Below are 19,130 nucleotides of genomic sequence, written 5' to 3'. Positions count from 1 at the left end.
AGATATTCATTATACAGTGTATCTGTGAGGCAAAAATCTTTGATAAACTTAAAATATTGATCTCTGACAACATTTCAAAAATGTATTGTATAAAAATAACGAATATTTTAAACCACTCCCATTATTTTTTAAAGATTATTGTAAAAACCACTAGCACTAAATGTAAAATACTCTGTGAAATTTTGCAAGAGTACGAATTTATTATTACGAATTGTCAAGAAATAGCATTTCCTTCATATCTTGTTAGAATATCTGGGGATATGGATAAATGTTTAAGTCTACATAAGGAAATATTAAACTCTTTGATAAACTCGGGGGCACTCCCTATTAAATCTGAGATTATATCTGAGGACTTTAACACAGCCACTTGTGATATTGTTGTTACTAATAGGGATCCTTCAAAATGTACAAAGTTTTTAGAGTTGGTTAAAAAAGAAGATCTAACGTACAAGGTGATACCTATAGAACCTTATGAATGCTATTAATTGGAAATGTAATTAATAAAATAGGGTGATTTGTTAATGGTTCTCCCCCTTTTATATCCAAAGTCCCTTCAATTGAAAAAACTTATTGAAAAGGGACATCTTTTAAAAGCCCAAAAATTGATAGAAAGTGATATGTCTCTTTTAAAATATCTACTAGAATTTGTTGGATCAGATGATACAAAATTATCTTCAAATTCCATATACCTTTTAACGAAGATATTCTTAAAACATAAGATGAACCATAAAAAACTACTGCCGTACATAAAAAAGTTTTTGAAGAGTGATGACGATGAAATTGTATTAAATACGTTAATGTGTCTAAAATTACTGTTAAAAGAAAATCCAGATTACTTTAAATATGTGGAAAAAGAGATATACGAAATTAATAAAAAATCTGTAAATGTGCTTATAAGAGAGCATACTTGGGAACTGATAAAGAATTATGGAGATATTGAAAAGTTAAATGAAGCCCAATCTCGAAAAAATGCTCTATATGAAAAACTTGTTAAATTGAAGGACTCTATTAAACAGCAGGCATTAATTAAGAAACTACTTGATTTAGGAGAATCCCTTCTTAATCTTTCTCTAGTTAAAAAACTAGAGATCTCTGAAGAAAAAATAGAATCGCCTATAAAGAAAGAAGATTTAAAGGGAACTTTAAAACTCATTGAAAAAGGGAAATTAGAAGAACTAAATCCATTAAATGTAGCATACTGTTTTTCTGTTCTAATAAATTTGGATAAAAAGGAAATAGAAAAGTATATTGATAGCATTTTTAAACTGATTTTCAGCGATAATGAAATTATAAGAAATACTGCACTTCATACAATTTATGAAATAACTAAAAAATATCCAGATCTTGTTTATGAAAGGATAAGTATATTGAGAGAATATTGTAGAAAATATGGTAGAAATATACTAGTTGAAGAGATATTCCAAGAACTCTCAAAACATATATAATGGAAAATTAAAAAAATAATAAAAATTTATAATAAAAATAAAATTTTTTCCTAAATATATTTTACTTTTTTAGTTAGAGAAGTAAGTATTACTAATTATTATTTTTTATAGGGAAACCTAGCAATAATATCTCTGAGAACATCCTCACTGATATACTTCTTATTCCCCACCTTAAAAACCTTCTCCTCGATGATCCTCCCAAATGGTATAACAGGGCACCTCTTCTCCACACATATCTCCAATATATCCCTTAAATTCTCCTCCCTAGTACTTACTATATAGGTTCCCAGGTATCTAGTGGAGCGGGGATAAGGTATAGCGGTTATTTCCACACCTACCCTGGCCTTCACTATCATCTCAAGTATGTTGCACAACCACCCACCCCTGGAAGCGTCCTTACAGGCGTTAATCTCAATACCCTCCTCCACTATACTTAGAAATGTATCGTACTTATTTTTAGCCCTCTGGATCCTCTCACCAATATCTCCCTCTACAGGATGCCCCAACATAAGTACAACATCTCCAACCTGGGCACCTCCATCTGTAATTACCTTATCACCTATCAACTCACCAAATACCACTACAGATATACAGGATTTTAAACTCTCCTCAGTTTGAGTGTTTCCTCCGACGATTGGGATGTTTAAACCTAAGGACTGCCTCCTCAACCCCTCTATTGCCATCTTTATCTCTTCCTCGTTCTGGGCCTGGATGGCATCTAAGGCGTAGAGAGGTCTTGCCCCCATGGCTACAACATCACAGGAGGTATGGATAAGGGCAGTTTTTGAACCTAACTTTAGGGGATAAGGCCCCTCCATGTTTATAACATTTCTACCTATTACTACACTGTCATCCCCTGCCCTAATACCTCTTATTAGATCTTTTACCTTGGGATCCATATCCCACAATCTCTTTCTTGGATAGTTCGTCTCCATCATGTGTTTTATAGCATGTTTTATCTCGTACTCTATTCGTTCCATGTTATCGTTCTCTATTGTTATTTAACAATATAGAGTAATATAAAATCCTATAATAGTTGTGATTAAAAGAATGATAAATATTACTTATAATGAAAGTTATAATAAAAAGATAAAAACTCTTAAAAAGAAGATTTAACCAAATCCTATTTCTCCAGTGTTCGGTGTAGTCTAGGATATAAGAGTCATATTTTTGTTTTTTATCTGATTTCCATCAGATAGTAATTAGAAGAATGCTCTACTCTAATAAAAAAAATAATTTAAATATAAACCAAAAAAAAAATAATAATAAAATAAATAAACTTCTGAATACTATATTGAAATAGATAAGATATTCTGAATGATAGTAAGAAAAAAGTAAAATAAGTTCCTATTCTTCTAAGGCTACACTGGATACTGGAGAAACAGATGAGATTTCCTTATTAATTAATTATTAATCTATTAGAAAAGATGGGATATTCTATATTATTCCTTTTTAGTTTTTTATTCTTTTATTTTTTAATAATTTTTATTAAATCATTATTATTTTTTAACTATAAACTTGATGAAAAATATATCAATAAGATTAAGTTTTTATCTATTATTTTGAGTATTGAGAAAGTGAAGTAGAACCCCTTTTAATCCTTTTTAAGAGTTTTTAGCCTCTTTTTATTTGTTATTTATTTATTATTTTTATTATTATTTTCTTTTTTATTGATATATCCCACAGTTGTTGTTAGTTTAAAATATTTTTTTATTAATTTTATTTTTATGTTAATCCCTATTCAAAATATACCCAATACCCTGGCCGAAACTTATACCTCCATCTCCATTTGGCACCCTACTGTGATACAGAAACTTAAAACCCTCCTCCTCAACTCTCTCTTTTACCACTTTACATATTATACTGTTATAAGACACCCCTCCAGTGATACCTATATACTCCACCCCTTCCTTCTCCCCAAACTTTATAGCCATAGAGGACAACCCCTCCCCTATAGCGAGATGTATATACAACCCTATAAACTCCCTCTCATACCCCTCTAACAACATACTGTAAGCCCTATACACCAGATCACTTGTAATAAGTTTTCCACTCTTTATCTTTATATCCTCCTTAGCCATCTCTAAGTATCTATTATACTCCCTCTCCCCATAACCTCTACCTCTTACAAAACCCTCCAACCTTATAGCAGGTTCTCCGTCGTAGGTTTTTCTATGGCAGATGGAGAGCATGGCAGATATAGCATCTAACACCCTTCCACAGGAGGTTGTTTCCACAACGTTTATCTCTCTATCTAACTGGAAGAGTATAAGTTCCAAAGTTCTATCGTCGAAGAAGTTATAACTCCTTATAAACTCTAATAACTCCTCCTCTCCTAATCTTTTATAGAGTATAGACATCAACATCCTAAGAGGGTACTCTGTACATAGATCTCCCCCAGGCATGTACTGTTCCTCTAAGTGTCCCACCCTCTCCATATGGTTATCCCTATACCTTAATATCTCACCACCCCATACCTTACCGTCCTCCCCATATCCCACACCATCTATAGCGATGATTATAGACTCCTGGAATATATCTTCATCTCCAAGGAGGGAGTAGGCATGTGCCATATGGTGTTGGATCCTGTAGAGTTCTGCATCAAACCTCTCCGCCAACTCCTCGGCCAACTTAGTTGAGTTATAACCAGGATGTAGATCACATACAACCCCATGGATATCCTTAGTGTTTGTGATCCTAAGTAAGTTCTCTATCCCCTCACTTAAGTATCTAAATGTTTCGTACTTTGAGGTGTTTCCAATATGTTGGGATAGATAGAATCTATTACCCTTAACTAAACATGCTGTTGAATTCATCTCAGGACCTACTGCAATTATATTCTCCATATTTTCCCTAATATCCCTGTGATTTACCACAACCACAGGTTCTGGGACGTACCCCCTGGATCTCCTAAGAAATACCACCCTGTTATTCACCTTCTTAAGGACACTGTCATCACACCTATTAACTATCTCCCTGTTATGGATCAAAAAGTAATCTGTAATACCCCTCAGTTTATGGAGTATCTCCCTATTGTCTATAACCATAGGATAGCCAGGGAGATTTGCAGATGTCATAACATATCCTAATGCCTCTGAACCCTCTAAGAGTAGATAGTGTAGCCCAGAGTAAGGTAGCATAACCCCTACTGTATCTAAGTTGGAGATGTACTCTGAGAAGTATCTACTGTAATCCCTTCCCTTCTTCAGTACCACAATAGGCCTCTTTGGAGATCTCAAAAGGGATAACTCCTCCTCATCAACCTCTGCAAAGAGTTTAACATTCTCCTCCTTCGTCATCACTGCAAAGGGCTGAGTAGGTCTATTTAGACGTTCCCTAAGTTTTAAAACAACATCGTCTATATCACATCTACATGCAAGGTGGGTGCCTCCAATACCCTTCACAGCGAGAATATAACCCTCATTTAGAAGTTTTACACTTTCAAGTATAGCACCATCCCCCTCATCCAACACCTTACCCTCATTATCCACTAGATACACCCTTGGACCACAGTTTGGACAGCATGTTGCCTGGGCGTGGAACCTCCTATCCAACGGATCCCTGTACTCCCTTAGACACTCCTCACATAGGGGAAATTGAGCCATGGAGGTATTCTCCCTGTCGTAGGGAAGTCTCTTTACTATAGTGAATCTTGGGCCACAGTTTGTACATGCTATAAAAGGATATCTGTATCTCCTGTTATTTTTATCCCACATCTCCCTTAGACACTCCTCACATATGGATACATCTGGAGGCACAGTACTTCCATCTTTATCTGTTTTACTACCACTGTCCTCTATAACAAAATTCCTGTAATGGAGGGGAGTATTGTAATCTAACACCTCTATCTTATCTATCTGGGCTAAAGGTGGTTTCTTATCCCTTATATCCCTTAGAAAGTTTTTTATATCCCTATCTTCACCAGATACTACTATCTCAACGTAGTTTCCCATATTTTTTACATAACCTCTTAGGTTGTTATCTCTGCCTATCCTATAGATGAAAGGTCTAAATCCAACACCTTGAACTATACCCTTTATAATTATTTTTTTTATCTTCATATCGATCCCTGTACTAGGTAAAAAATAAATATTATAAACTTACTAATTATGATTTTTGAAATAATTTTTATAATTATAATTTTAATTATTTTAATAGTTCTATGGATAAAATTTAAAACAACTAAACTTATACAGATTTTCTATATCTTTTAAACTGTTTTTACTAAAATTTATCAAGAATTAGAGGAAACTATATGAGGGAGTCCATAGTAATAATTCCAACTTACAACGAGGAAAAAAACATTCTAAAGGTTTTAAAGGATCTAGACACTATATCTATAGATGTGCTTATTGTAGACGATGGAAGTACAGATAACACAAAAAAAGTTATTGAAGAGTATCTAAATAGGGGAGAGTATAAAAACAGGATTTATACCATATTTAAAGAGAAAAACGAGGGTAAGTCGAAAGCCCTTAAAAGTGGAACAGAGTTGGCGCTGAAGTTGGGATATAAGTATATCGTATTTATGGATGGGGACTACCAACATAAACCTAAGGACATTCCAAAGATGTCTAAAAAATTGAAGGAATACAAGGGAGATGCTGTTTTTGGCATAAGGAGATACTCTTCTATTCCCTTTCATAGACAGATATCTAATTTTTTAGCCAGTGTTTTTATGTCCCTCTTGATCTCCCTCTATGTAGGTAGGATCTACTTCTTTAGAGATATACAGTGTGGATTTAGGATCATCAGAGGTGATCTCCTGAGAGGTATGTACTTTGGTGAAGGATACAGTGTAGAGCACTTAGTGGCTATACAGTTGGCTAAAAAAGGGGCAAAAATATTGGAGGAGTATATAGATGTTGAGTATCATCCAGAGGCCTATTCTCATATTACTACTAGGAAAATACTTGATGTTATGATGGAAGTTGCAAAGTATATAATATCGGATCTCAAGAACTCTCTTAAATTAAATTTTAAAAAATAATTTACACTCCTAAAATTTCTCTCATTTTTAAAATCACCTGGGTAGAGTTTAAATCCAACTTTTGAATTTCTAAGAACTTCCTGTCTATCTTACCTAGTTTAACATTCTTTGTAGAATAGTACCTGCCTAATTCTAACAATTTCTTTTTAAATATCATTCTTTCAAAATTTCTATTCTTTATTATTTCCTCATGAGAAAGGTTTAAATTAGGATCTCTGTAGGGCACTCCAACTGTAGATATTGCTATAAGCCTCTCATCTGTTAGAGGTATCCTCCTTATCTTCCTATCTGGAGATGGGTTCTTATAGGCTATGGTTATTCCTCTCTTTCTACCTACGGAATTTCCCTCTGATATAATAAAGCCAGCCTCTACCAGTGCGCTCCTAAAGGGTATAGAGGAGGAGTAGGATATTAAAACACCGTCATCATCCATCTTCTTGTAAACTTCTCTTAAGAAATCTACAGTGTAAAGTACAGCATCCCTCTGGGGGGAGAATGCATCGTGAAATACTACATTATATCTTCCCTCTAACTTCTTAATGGCACTCCTCCCATCTTCAAGGTATATGTTTATATCACTTCTACTTGCATCTCCCTCGAGAAAATTCTTAATTCTATCCTTTATTATGTTATGTTCTTCGTAGGGCATATCTAGACATAGGGATAGAAAGAGCACCTCCTTGCAACACTCCACCATATCTATTCTACAGTTTTTATTGTAGTGAAGTGCTCCTATAGAGTTGTAACCTATACCACTACAAAGATCCAGTATTTTAGGATTTTTCATAGATCTGAGATCTGAAGGTATTACAAACTTTTCAATACTTTCCCTTAATGCTCCTATTCTGGAATGCATAAGTTCTTCCTTACATTCCGATACCAATGTATAAGTACCGTCTTCAGTTTTAACTAAAAGATTATGATTCAGGAGATCCCTAATGAGATCCTTTCTAAAATTCTCTATATCTTCACCCTTTTCAAATCTTGCCATGTATTTTCTAATAATATCTATGGCAACCTTATTTGGAAGCATATCTACACCTATTTTTATTAAAATTAAGATAAAATATTATAGATTAAAACAGAAAAAATAATTAAATCCAAAATAATATTTTAAAAAGGCAATTAAAAAGGCAGTACTTATATTACTTCTTTAGCACATATTTTCTGGGCGCCGGAAAAGATTAATTTTTTAATTGATTCTGTTCAAAATACGGGGGTTTAAATTATTAGGTTAGTGGAATTTTTAGATAAAAAATAAAAATAAAAAATACCTTTTAGGTAAATTTGACACCTTATATATTCTTTTATTAATATTTCATGTATTTGATTTTTACTCTTTTAATGAAAATATCTTAAAAATATATAGGGTTTGTTAGATCTCTACCACATCCACCACTTCAAGGGGAATGTCCTTTAAAGCCCTACCTATGGTAGATTTGGCTATCCTTATGGCATGTTCCAAACTCTCTGCATTAAATACCTTCATAGATAGTAGTAGTCCTACCATAGCAGTTCTAGCAACTACTAAAACACAGTCTATAGGTTCTCCACATTTTGGACATATGGTTAGCCCCACATCTATATCTACATACTCCATATTGTTCTTGTTTAGCAACTTTCCCACATTGGATATTGCTACACTTATGGCGTCCTCCACATCTTCAACGTTTTTTACTATGTAGGGAGCCTGTAGGGTTACATGATAGTTGGGCATTTTCCTCTCACCATCTTTTTTACTTTATTTCGCCAGTGTGAATTTTACATCGTCGTCTCCAACATCAAATATACCTAAACGTACTCCAGCATCTATCCAGCCGTAGGCATAATTTAGAGATGCAAATCCATTTATATAATCTCCCCTCTCTATAAACACCTTTGCATCCTTAAAGTAACACTCTATCATAGATAGAAAGTCCAGGGCGACGTCGTAGAGTAAACTTCTCTCTGGAGGTAGACCCTTTTTAATAATATCTATTGCCTCCTCTGTCTTTTTGAGATACTCCTCTATCTTCTCCTTAGTGATTCTATTTTGAATCTTCTTTTCCTCTACCATACTACCATCCAGAATATAAAAAATAATTTTAAAAATAATAATTATTATAATTTTTTTTAATTAATCCATCTTAAACTTCCTATCTCTTATAGTCTCCAAGATGATTCTCTGCTCAGTTCTCGCCACAGTTTTCCTTATAGTATCTATAGCATCTATGTTTGCAGAAATGCTATCAATACCCCATCTAACAAGTTTCTCCACCATAGAGGGCCTACTTCCAGCCTGGCCACAGATGGAGGTTTTTACACCGTATTTTTTACATGTCTTTATAACGTACTCTATCAACTTCAAAACTGCAGGATGATTCTCCCTGTAGTACTTCGCAACAAGTTCGTTGTTCCTATCTATGGCTATTGTATACTGGGTTAGATCGTTTGTACCTAAGGAGACAAAGTCGATCCCTTCTTTTATAATATCCTCTATGATAAGTGCAGCAGCCGGTGTCTCCACCATCACTCCAAATTCAACATCCTTTCCTAACTCTAAACCTATCTCCCTTGCCAACTCCTTTACCTTTCTAACCTCTGATGGGATTGTAACGAGAGGTATCATCAACCTTATATTTTTATATCCTTCACTTCTAAGTTTCTTTATTGCAAGTAATTCACATCTTAGTATCTCCTTCTCATCCAAACCTCTTCTAATTCCCCTCCAACCTAACATAGGGTTCTGCTCTACAGGTTCATCCTCTCCCCCTTCCAGCCCTCTAAACTCATCTGTTGGAGCATCCAAGGTTCTGTATGTTACAGGTCTCGGATAGAAGGCATCTGCCACCTTTCTAATACCCTCTGCGAACACCTCTACAAGGGCATCCTCTCCTTTCTCCTTAAGTATCTTGATTGGATGGACACCTGTCTCCAGGATCATATGCTCTGCCCTTAGAAGACCCACTCCATCTGCACCAGTTGCAGCAGCCCTCTCTGCAACCTCAGGCATGGAGACATTTACCATAATTTCAGTTGCAGTTATAATCACTGGAGATCCTGCACTTATCTGTGTATCTTTATCCTTCTCTACCTTCTCCTTCTTTACCTCTCCCCTATATACAATCCCCTTCTCCCCATCTACTGTAACTACCATGTTGTCCTTCAACATCTCTGTAGCCTTCTGAGTACCTACAACACAGGGAGTACCTAACTCCCTTGATATAATGGCTGCATGGCAGGTTAATCCCCCGTCATCTGTAACTATGGCACTGGCCTTCTTCATTGCAGGTACCATGTCTGGTGTTGTCATCTTTGTTACTAATATATCTCCTTCTTTTATCTTATCTATTTCCTTGATGTCGTGGATTATCTTCACCTTACCAGAGGCTAAACCTGGAGATGCTCCGATACCCTTTAGGAGTATCTCTCCTGACTCCTGAGATTCCTTAGACGTTTCTTCCTTTTTCTCCTTTAACGTAGTTACCGGCCTCGCCTGAAGCATGTATATATTGCCCTTCTCTATTGCCCACTCGATGTCCATAGGTCTTCCGTAGTGTTTCTCGATAGATAATCCCATCTCAGCAAGTTTTCTAAGTTCTTCGTCAGAGAGCACCCTCTTCTCCTTTAGATCCTCAGGCACCTCTACCTTTTTAGTCTCTCCCTTCTCATCCCTTATAAACATTACCTCCTTTCTCGCCACAGAGACGCTCTTTGGAGTTAAGGTCTTTTTATCTATAATGTAGGTATCTGGAGTTACTACACCACTTACTACCCCCTCTCCTAGTCCCCAGGCACCCTCTATTACCATCTCCTCGTAGTTCTGATTTATAGGATTCACGGTAAATAACACACCTGCCTTTTCAGAATTTACCATCTTCTGTACCACTACAGCCAATGCCACATCCAAGTGATCGAATCCCTTCTGCTCCCTGTAGAATATAGCCCTTGGGGTAAAGAGAGATGCAAAACACTTCTGAACAGATTTAACAACGTTTTTAGCCCCTTTAATATTTAAGTAAGTCTCCTGCTGTCCAGCGAAACTTGCATCAGGTAGATCCTCTGCAGTGGCAGAACTCCTAACTGCAACAAATACCTCCTCCCCACCACTCTCCTCACAGAGTCTGTTATAACTCTCGATAATGATTATCTCCAGATCTTTCGGCATATTGGCATCTAGTATTAATCTTCTTATTTCCTCTGATTTTCTATTTAACTCCTCAGGGTCATTTACATCTATATCCTTCAGGATCTCTCTGATCTTTTTATCAAGTTTCGTCTCCCTTATAAAGTACCTGTATGCCTCTGCAGTGACCACAAATGCTGGAGGTACTGGAAAACCTGCATTCCACATCTCACCAAGGGAGGCTCCCTTCCCACCTGCGATATCTACATCTTTGTTAGAAATCTCATCTAACCAGGCTATCAATTTCATGGTGTTCCTCCTATTTTTATTTATTTAAATCTTTATCTGTTAAAAGTTATTTATAATTTATTAAGAAATAATATCAAGAGGTATTACACATATATTCAATATTTTATTTTTTTCGTTGTTATAATTAAGATTGAGTCCTATGCTGTTTATATTTTGTGAATAAAATTTGACATTATAGAAACATTTATATAAAATATGATTTTACAGTATAGTTTAAAATAAAAATAATAATTATTATAATGTTAAAAAAATTAGAAAAAAGGTATATTAGAGCCACTTTTATAAATAAAAGAACTACTTTTATAAATAAAATTTACCTATGGTGATGTAATGGGTGGAAAGATAAAAATGGAAACTAAAAATTTAAACTTATACTATGGAGATTTTCACGCCCTTAAGAATATAAACTTACCAATATACGAGAACAAGATAACTGCACTAATAGGTCCCAGTGGATGTGGTAAAAGTTCCTTTATAAGGTGTCTCAACAGGTTGAACGATCTTGTTCCCAATACAAAGATTGAGGGTGAAGTACTTCTAGATGGAAAGAACATATACGATGAAGATGTAGATGTGGTAGATCTGAGAAAGAGGGTGGGGATGGTTTTCCAAAAGCCAAATCCATTTCCAATGAGTATCTACGATAATGTAGCCTTCGGTCCAAGGATACACGGTATAAAGGATAAAAAAGTCTTAGACGAGATTGTAGAATGGGCCCTAAAGAAGGCTGCTCTATGGGATGAGGTCAAGGATGACTTGAAAAAATCTGCATTTGAACTATCTGGAGGACAACAACAGAGGCTCTGTATAGCCCGTACCATAGCAGTTAAACCTGAAGTTATACTGTTAGATGAACCAACATCTGCACTTGATCCTATATCTACCCAGAAGATAGAGGATCTTATGGTAGAGTTAAAAAAAGATTACACTGTTGTAGTTGTTACCCACAATATGCAGCAGGCGAGTAGGGTATCAGATTATACAGCATTCTTCTTAATGGGAGAACTTATAGAGTTCGATAAAACTGAAAAGATATTCCTTGCACCTTCAAGGAAGGAGACTGAAGATTATATCAGTGGTAGATTCGGATAAATAGAATTTGGTGATATCTATGACAAAGGAAATATTCTACTCTAAGTTAAAAATGGTAGAAGACGATGTTGTCGATATGGGGAATATCTGTATATCTGCCTTAAATAAATCCACAGAGGCCTTTCTAAACTGTGATAGGGAACTTGCTAAGAAGGTGAGAAGAGGGGACGATATTATAGATCTAAAGGAGATGGAGATCGAGGATAAGTGTATTAAACTTATAGCACTCTATCAGCCTGTGGCAACAGATTTGAGAACTATACTGACTATTATAAAGATAATATCGAAACTGGAGAAGATAGGAGACTGTGCCTATAAGATCGCAGGGATTACGCTAAGATCCGACTTAAATATTAAGAGGGAGAACGAGATCATAACAACTATGACAGAACGCCTTGGGGAGATGTTAAGTGATGCACTTCAGGCATTTAAAAATAGAGATGAGAAGTTGGCCAGAGATGTACATGCACGGGATAAAAAGATAAATAAACTCTACGAACAACTCTACAGGGAGATGATCAGTTATATCGTTGAGGATCCAAGGAACATAACCATGGCTACAGAGACTATATTCATGGCTAAGTATTTGGAGAGGAGTGGGGATTTAATAGCGTCTATAGGAGATAGAGTAGTTTATATGATCACTGGAGAGCGGATAAAGGAAGAGGAGTTTGAACAGAAGTATAAGGTGGAGAAGATAAAGTATATTAAATTAGAAAGGGAGTACTGAGATTTTAGAGGGTAAAGAAGATCCTTACTATTTTCTACATGAGGAACAATCCAAGATTTTTTATTTTTTTAATAAATTATAAAAATTTATATTTATTTTAGAGTAATTATAATTGATTAAAGGAATTATAAAACAAGTCTAATGTCTTACTATTTTTATATTCCATTAGTGTTTAATTTTAAAAGAGAATGTTTTTATAAAAATTAATAATATATAAATCTATTAATTAATATCTAAGAAGGGAGTTATATGATAGGGTTGTCAAAGTTGAGATCAAATAAAGGGTATATATTTACCTTTGAGGCTATTGTAGCTGTCATGATAGTACTCCTCATCTTTTACGTTGGATACTTTACAATTACCCATAACATTTTAACATTCCATGAGGAAAAAAGGGATATTGAGGCCTTTGAAAAGAGTAATTTAATAGCGAATAAGTTGTTCAAGGATCATGAGTTTCCATCAAATTCCTACGTTCCAGACTATTTAAGATTTGTTGATAGGGTAAGGGAGAGGTATTATACCTCAAGGGACACCATTCCAGGGACTTTTGACCCATTTTCAGTTAGAGGTACAGATTATGAGGGTATTGCTACATACGAGAGTACTTGGGAGTATATAATAAATATCTCCAACCCAAATGACTACGATTTAGAGGGTTTCCAGGTGTTGGTTACTTTGACTCCCTCTAACTTTAACTTCGATTTCTCTCCAGATGGAAAGAGTATAAGTTTCTGGGAAAATGACAGTGGAACCCTTGAAGAGATCCCCTACTGGATCGAGATCTGGGAGTATAATAAAATAGGAAGAGTATGGATAAAGGTAAATAAGATACCTCGTAATGGATACACTATTATATATTTAAGGAGGAATCAGAGTGAGAATCCTGATATACGGGATAACGGTGAGGCGGTATTTATATTCTTCGATGATTTTGAGGATGGAAAGATAAATGATACTTGGAAAATTTTAAGAGGAGAGTGGGAAGTTATAGAGGATAGTGAGTTACCTTTTTACAACGGAGGTTCTGAGAAGAACCATGTGGCACACTTGAAAGCAAGTAGTGAGAGGTACAGAAGTATAATCTCAAGAGACTCTTTAAAAGTCTCAAATGGAGATATATACATCTTAGAGGCCATAGTTAAAGGTCGTACTGGAGCACAGGGAGGGAGTGCGGATAGTCCTGATACCATGGTAGGATTTTACGCCGATTCTTCTGTCCGTCCAGGTAAAGATAATCAATTTTACAATTCATTTACGGGATGTTATCAAATTTTTGCAATATGTCGTAATTATAATGAAGAAATTGTATCCTCCTCAAACATCTTTACCTACGATAATATATGGTACTATGAGAAGTTTATACTTGAACATAGTGACTCTGCTAAAAATAGAATATGTAATGCCTCAATCTGGAGATTCTTCAATGGGCACTATGGAGATCCAAACCCAAATGATAATACAGACTCAATGGTTAAGACGCATTGTGAAGTTGATGATGATCCTTCCAATCAAAGATATATACTTTTAGGAACTGCATCAGGAACTCATAGTGAAGAATACTGGTTTGATAATGTTAAGGTTAGAAAGTATGCTCCAAGAGTAGGTGTAACAGTAAGAGAGAATTTAATGGAATCTGTTGAGACTATCTCACTTAATGTAACCTACTACTTTAGAGGTACCCCTGATATAACCTCCAATGTACATGTAATAAATATCACTAATACTGGACTCAATTCCAGTAACCTTTACGTTAAAACAAAGAATCTCTTAGTGCCTGTAAAGATGTGGAGATATCCTAGTAATAGGATAATATCTGAAAATATCACCATGGGAGAGATTTTATATTTTGGTACTAGAAGGCCTTCTACGTTAGAATATATAAATATTTCAGCACCGCAAGATGTAGATGTAGTACTATCTGTCAATGGAGTTCCATTTAGGATGCATATTAGTAGTACTCCAACGTTAAGTGAGTTTGGAAAGGTAATAAATACTCACAACTGGGATATGCATCAACCTAATGAAATAAAGATAATGAATATATCCCAAGATGTACCTATAACTTTGAATATCGTATACTCTGAACCTTCTACAATATATGTATTGAAATTAAAACCTGCAAATATATCTTGTATTATACCTCTGAAAAATTAGGGGATGATTATGATATTTGATAGTGATATACTCATTGGAGTGATTATTCTTATAGTTGGAATGGGTTTCTTTACCTTATCTATGGTAGAACATACAGATAGTTACGTTGATGCTGTGAGAACGAATATTTTATATGACAAAGCAAGTGCCCAGTTAAAATCCCTTGTATCAGACGGTACTTTGGAATCTGCTATACTACTTATAAACAATGGTTATGAGTCCATGGCAAAAGAAGTATTAGAAAATAGAATTGATGTAGATAATTATGTACTAACTATTGGAAACTATACCATATCGGAAGGGAACCTCAATAACATTGATACTGTTATAGTATCTACAGTTATAGTGATAAACAGAACGGAAGGGTGGTACGGTATATATGGAGATAGTAATTCACTAAATATAACAGAGAAACACTTTTTAAGTGAAGAAGAGACTTACAACTATCTAAATCAGCATAATTATAATTATCCTTATAAAAGGGCCATATACTACTTTAGATCAAATAGGCCTATTAACATCACCCTGATCTGTGGTGGTTAAATATGTATACATCTCATACTATGCTCATACTAACTCTTTTATTACTACTAACGGCAGCACTTTTTTATAACACCATCGACCTCCAAAAAAGACAGGTAATAGAGGAGATGAGGGCTACTTCTGTGGATTTAAAATCTTCATCTGTAGAACATGTAGTATCCTCTTCCTTATCCCCCGTATTTAACAAGGTGTTAAATAACGCCAGTTTAAAAGTTGCTATGGATAGAACATTTTTTAACAGTTCTGAGGAAGTTGTAAATTACTTATGGAGCAATACAGAAGATTATATAAGGAATTACTTAAATAACGTAAGTGAATATTACAGTGACCAAGGTTACAACTTCACATATTCCTTCAACATTACAAATATCACCATGATTGATGGATTTACATTTAGAATAGATTACGATTTTAGTTATACTTTATCCTACAATGGAACTATAAACAGGACGGATAGTATAGAGTCTTTCCAATACGTAACTGTAAAAACTATATTAGACGCGTATCACTATCTAAAACCTACCTATATTATGCCGATAAATATATCCAACCCCAATAATTACGATTTAACAGACTTTCAGGTAAAAATTATTCTAAACAATAGTAATTTTAACTTCTCTATCGATCCTAATGGCAAGGGGTTAAGATTTGTAGATGAGGAAAACCGCCATATACCCTATTGGATAGAGTACTGGAACTATAGTAATGATAATATTAGCAACGACAAGGCTATTATATGGATAAAGGTTCCTGAGTTAGAAGCCGGTAAAAATACTACAGTATATTTAGTATCTACCTATCCAAAAAAACGGGAGAGTAATGGATATCTAGTGTTTGAGTTGTTTGACGACTTTGAATCTAACGATTCGATAGGTGTCAGATGGAACGATCTCTATGGAGACTGGAAGTACTATAATTTTAGTAATAACTATCTCTTATACAATGATATGTACAACAGACGAGTAGTTGGATGTGAAAATGCTCCTCCAGTTGCAAGAATAATCTCCTTTAACAATGTGAGTTTGAAGAATTATATAGTAGAGGTTGATGGATGGGGGGATAATAATTATAAAATAAAGAATAGGAGGAGATGGAAGCCATATCCCGCCCCAAATATAATGATAGGATATTTTGCAAATCCCCAGTATTATGGATTCACTACAACTCATCCAGATGCATTTTATACCTTTGATTTAGGAGGAAGATACAGAAACGATGATTATGCGCTATATGCCTACTTTGGTGGTAAAAATTTATATTGGGATGATAACGCCCAACTATTCCCAGGAGTAATGATATGTAATGAGCACATATATGCTATTCGAAATACCGCTGACGGGTTATACGAGTATGACAATAGAATAAGAGTAAATCACGCTTATACTTCATCACTTCAAAAAGAAACTTGGTATCATATAAAAATTCTTATTACCGAAAAAGAAGTAAATGGGAATAAAGTAAAAGAAGTAAGTGGAACCTACACTCCTTTAGAAAATTATATTAAATACAATATTGAAAATCCATGGATAATAAGTGCAACAATTTACAACCCTTATGGAAGTCACTTTTTACTTGGGACCTCTTGGGGGGATCATAAAAAATCCTTATACCAACATATATACTTTGACAACTTCAGAGTTAGAAAGTATGCACCAATAGAGCCTAAGGTGTATGTTAGTGGAAGTATCTCAAGAATATACCCACTAATCTATATTTCACCAAGCAGAGCCTATGGAACCCATTACGGAGAAGGAGTTAGTTATAACCCATACTTTGTAGAAGATCCTTCAGGAGAATATCCATCAATTGTAGATATGCTTGCAGGAAGGGACACTAAGGAGTGGGAGTACGGATACGGTATAAAACTGATAGGATTTAGCCTACCTGAAGATTAATTTTTTTAATAATTATTAAGTTTAAAAATAAAAAATAATAATTAAAAATCCATAATAAAGAGATAATATTGAACCCTAGTTCCCATCAAAAGGATATTTTAAAGAATAATAAAAATAATTATAAAAAAATAATAAAGAAAAGGTTTAAAAAACAGAAAACTTCTATCATCCCAGATATAGCATTTTTAAAAGAAGATTGAAGGAGAATGATCCTCTGAATACCTTCTAATACAGGGATTCAGAATAGGATTTTCTATCTTACCTAAGGGTTCGGAAAGATCTTTAAAAGAATAGGTTTTATATTGATTATTTTCATTATGATTTTTAATTATAATAATTATCTTTTTATTATTTTTTAATTACTACTTGGTGGGAACCAAGGTAGATTAATGATAGCAGACTGTTAGGGAGGATCTGTCTCACTTCTATAGTATCTTAGAGCGTCCCAGGAGGTTATCTCTTTTGATTTTAATACCTTCTTTTTATTACTTTTATTATAATTATTGTTATTCTTATCAGAATTTTTTGATGGGAATTAGGGTAATATTGAAATTTTATTACCACTAAATATTACGATATATTCACCACATTATAGATAATTCTCTGAATTTTAATATATAGCTTTAAAAAATAGAATGATAGGAACACCTATCTTAGTTGATACTCTGTTCCCTCTACGGTAGCCAACTCTTGGGGTCCTCTATCTTAGCCGGGAGATACTCATTAACAACGTACTTTAAACCATACTTAGCAAGGGACTGCTGTTCAGCCCTCTTCTTCATCATTAACATCTGATTAAGTGCCCTCTGCCACTCAGGGAAACTCTTTACAAAGTCATCATTCTTTAACCCATCCTTCAACCTCTTTATATCCTGCTCCTTCAAGGGGTGAGTTGGTAAATCGTAATCCACTATATCCTGAGGTGTAACTCCAATAAGCCTGGCACTTGGGACAGATAACTTCTCTGCAAGGTGAACAGCCTTACCACTACCTACCTTTAAAGTCCTGTAAATGTTTAAGTATCCATAGGGATCTCCATCTGTAAACACTAAGACTGGAAGACCATGTTCCTCATTTAATCTCTTAATAAATCTCCTTGTAGCCCTTGCAGGAACTCCCTTTAGAGACACTAGAATACAGTTCTTCTTTTTCCAGAATTTTTCAGCATTTAACCTGGCAAACATCCCTGCAGTCTCTATTGCAAGTATAAAGTCTGCATCTGTCTCAAATTCCAACCTTGTAACATCATTTGGAATGTTGTAGGCACCACTACCTAACTTCCTACAATCTATCTTTAACTCCTCACCTTCTGCAGTCCTATCTATTATCTTCAAGGGACCTACAACTGCAGAACCGTCCTCCTCTGGGATGAATCCCAACTCCTCCCTTAGACAGTTAAGTGCAGCCTCGAGATCCTCTATAACCTCATTAGATGGTTGTTGGTCGTCAAATCTCGCCTCCCCCCAGTTCTTTGAAACATAGTATGCCTCCCTTAGAGTTGAAAAGTCGTTGTTATCTAGAAGTTCCTTTGCAAACTCCATCATCTTAATAGTTTGTGCAAAGATCTTCGCCTGATTAACTGTTAAAGTTCTCTCCTTCTCCTTTCCTAGAAGTACAAAGGTACCTTTCTCCTTATCAAATTTGGCATTACTTAAACTTCTAATAGGTATTTTAAGTTTTGGTCTCTTTCCCTTTAATATAAGATCGTACATATTATTGGCAACTTCTATAATCTTCTTTTTAGCCCTCTCTCTCGCCTTAGATGATATCATAAATCTCACCTTGTAAATATAAAAATATATATTATAATTATTATAATATTGAAATAATACATACTAGGTTATACTTATATATCACCTATAAT

The 19,130-nt window shown here is 34.8% G+C and carries 15 protein-coding genes; 8 read left to right on the top strand and 7 right to left on the bottom strand.

What is annotated here, in order from left to right:
- The first annotated feature begins 260 nt into the window (after positions 1-260).
- Positions 261-485, top strand: coding sequence for a hypothetical protein (locus CFE53_RS06910; protein ID WP_253254740.1), 225 nt, complete (start codon positions 261-263; stop codon positions 483-485).
- 36 nt (positions 486-521) lie between these two features.
- A complete protein-coding gene (locus tag CFE53_RS04435) occupies positions 522-1,445 on the top strand; it encodes a hypothetical protein (RefSeq protein WP_148120663.1) in 924 nt (307 codons plus the stop codon).
- 98 nt (positions 1,446-1,543) lie between these two features.
- Here CFE53_RS04435 and CFE53_RS04430 read toward each other — a convergent pair whose 3' ends face one another.
- Together CFE53_RS04430 and hypF are read right to left on the bottom strand one after the other, a co-directional pair.
- On the bottom strand, positions 1,544-2,425 hold the full coding sequence (locus CFE53_RS04430; protein WP_148120662.1) for an AIR synthase related protein: 882 nt from the start codon (positions 2,423-2,425) through the stop codon (positions 1,544-1,546).
- A gap of 750 nt (positions 2,426-3,175) precedes the next feature.
- The gene (hypF, locus tag CFE53_RS04425) at positions 3,176-5,506 is read right to left on the bottom strand and encodes a carbamoyltransferase HypF (protein ID WP_148120661.1); all 2,331 of its coding nucleotides are present in this window, start codon (positions 5,504-5,506) and stop codon (positions 3,176-3,178) included.
- 194 nt (positions 5,507-5,700) lie between these two features.
- Between hypF and CFE53_RS04420 the strand changes: the two genes are divergently transcribed.
- Complete coding sequence (locus tag CFE53_RS04420; RefSeq protein WP_148120660.1) at positions 5,701-6,435, top strand: glycosyltransferase family 2 protein; 735 nt, start codon at positions 5,701-5,703, stop codon at positions 6,433-6,435.
- Between the two features lies 1 nt (position 6,436).
- Here CFE53_RS04420 and CFE53_RS04415 read toward each other — a convergent pair whose 3' ends face one another.
- From CFE53_RS04415 to ppsA, 4 genes are all read right to left on the bottom strand, one after another.
- Positions 6,437-7,468 (bottom strand): MnmC family methyltransferase, encoded by a 1,032-nt coding sequence (locus tag CFE53_RS04415; RefSeq protein WP_148120659.1) that lies wholly within the window; start codon positions 7,466-7,468, stop codon positions 6,437-6,439.
- 342 nt (positions 7,469-7,810) lie between these two features.
- Positions 7,811-8,152: a DUF555 domain-containing protein gene (locus CFE53_RS04410; protein ID WP_148120658.1), complete on the bottom strand. Its 342-nt coding sequence runs from the start codon at positions 8,150-8,152 to the stop codon at positions 7,811-7,813.
- A 24-nt stretch (positions 8,153-8,176) separates the two neighbouring features.
- Positions 8,177-8,491 carry a DUF357 domain-containing protein gene (locus CFE53_RS04405; RefSeq protein ID WP_148120657.1) on the bottom strand — a complete coding sequence of 105 codons (315 nt, stop codon included), beginning with the start codon at positions 8,489-8,491 and terminating at the stop codon, positions 8,177-8,179.
- Positions 8,492-8,551: 60 nt separating this feature from the next.
- Complete coding sequence (gene ppsA, locus CFE53_RS04400) at positions 8,552-10,849, bottom strand: phosphoenolpyruvate synthase (RefSeq protein WP_148120656.1); 2,298 nt, start codon at positions 10,847-10,849, stop codon at positions 8,552-8,554.
- Between the two features lie 330 nt (positions 10,850-11,179).
- Between ppsA and pstB the strand changes: the two genes are divergently transcribed.
- The 5 genes from pstB (at position 11,180) to CFE53_RS04375 (ending at position 17,266) form a co-directional block, all read left to right on the top strand.
- A complete protein-coding gene (pstB, locus tag CFE53_RS04395) occupies positions 11,180-11,941 on the top strand; it encodes a phosphate ABC transporter ATP-binding protein PstB (protein WP_148120655.1) in 762 nt (253 codons plus the stop codon).
- 19 nt (positions 11,942-11,960) lie between these two features.
- Positions 11,961-12,671: a phosphate signaling complex protein PhoU gene (gene phoU, locus CFE53_RS04390; RefSeq protein ID WP_148120654.1), complete on the top strand. Its 711-nt coding sequence runs from the start codon at positions 11,961-11,963 to the stop codon at positions 12,669-12,671.
- 249 nt (positions 12,672-12,920) lie between these two features.
- Positions 12,921-14,828 (top strand): DUF2341 domain-containing protein, encoded by a 1,908-nt coding sequence (locus CFE53_RS04385; protein ID WP_148120653.1) that lies wholly within the window; start codon positions 12,921-12,923, stop codon positions 14,826-14,828.
- Between the two features lie 9 nt (positions 14,829-14,837).
- Complete coding sequence (locus CFE53_RS04380; RefSeq protein WP_148120652.1) at positions 14,838-15,371, top strand: hypothetical protein; 534 nt, start codon at positions 14,838-14,840, stop codon at positions 15,369-15,371.
- 2 nt (positions 15,372-15,373) lie between these two features.
- On the top strand, positions 15,374-17,266 hold the full coding sequence (locus tag CFE53_RS04375; protein ID WP_148120651.1) for a DUF2341 domain-containing protein: 1,893 nt from the start codon (positions 15,374-15,376) through the stop codon (positions 17,264-17,266).
- 674 nt (positions 17,267-17,940) lie between these two features.
- Here CFE53_RS04375 and CFE53_RS04370 read toward each other — a convergent pair.
- A complete protein-coding gene (locus CFE53_RS04370) occupies positions 17,941-19,038 on the bottom strand; it encodes a DNA topoisomerase IV subunit A (RefSeq protein WP_148120650.1) in 1,098 nt (365 codons plus the stop codon).
- Positions 19,039-19,130: the final 92 nt, after the last annotated feature.

It is taken from the genome of Methanofervidicoccus sp. A16 (genome assembly GCF_003351865.1).
In the GTDB taxonomy this organism is placed as follows: domain Archaea; phylum AGJL01; class Methanococci; order Methanococcales; family Methanococcaceae; genus Methanofervidicoccus.
Note: the sequence above shows the minus strand (reverse complement) of the source record. Positions and strands in the feature narration are given on the sequence as shown.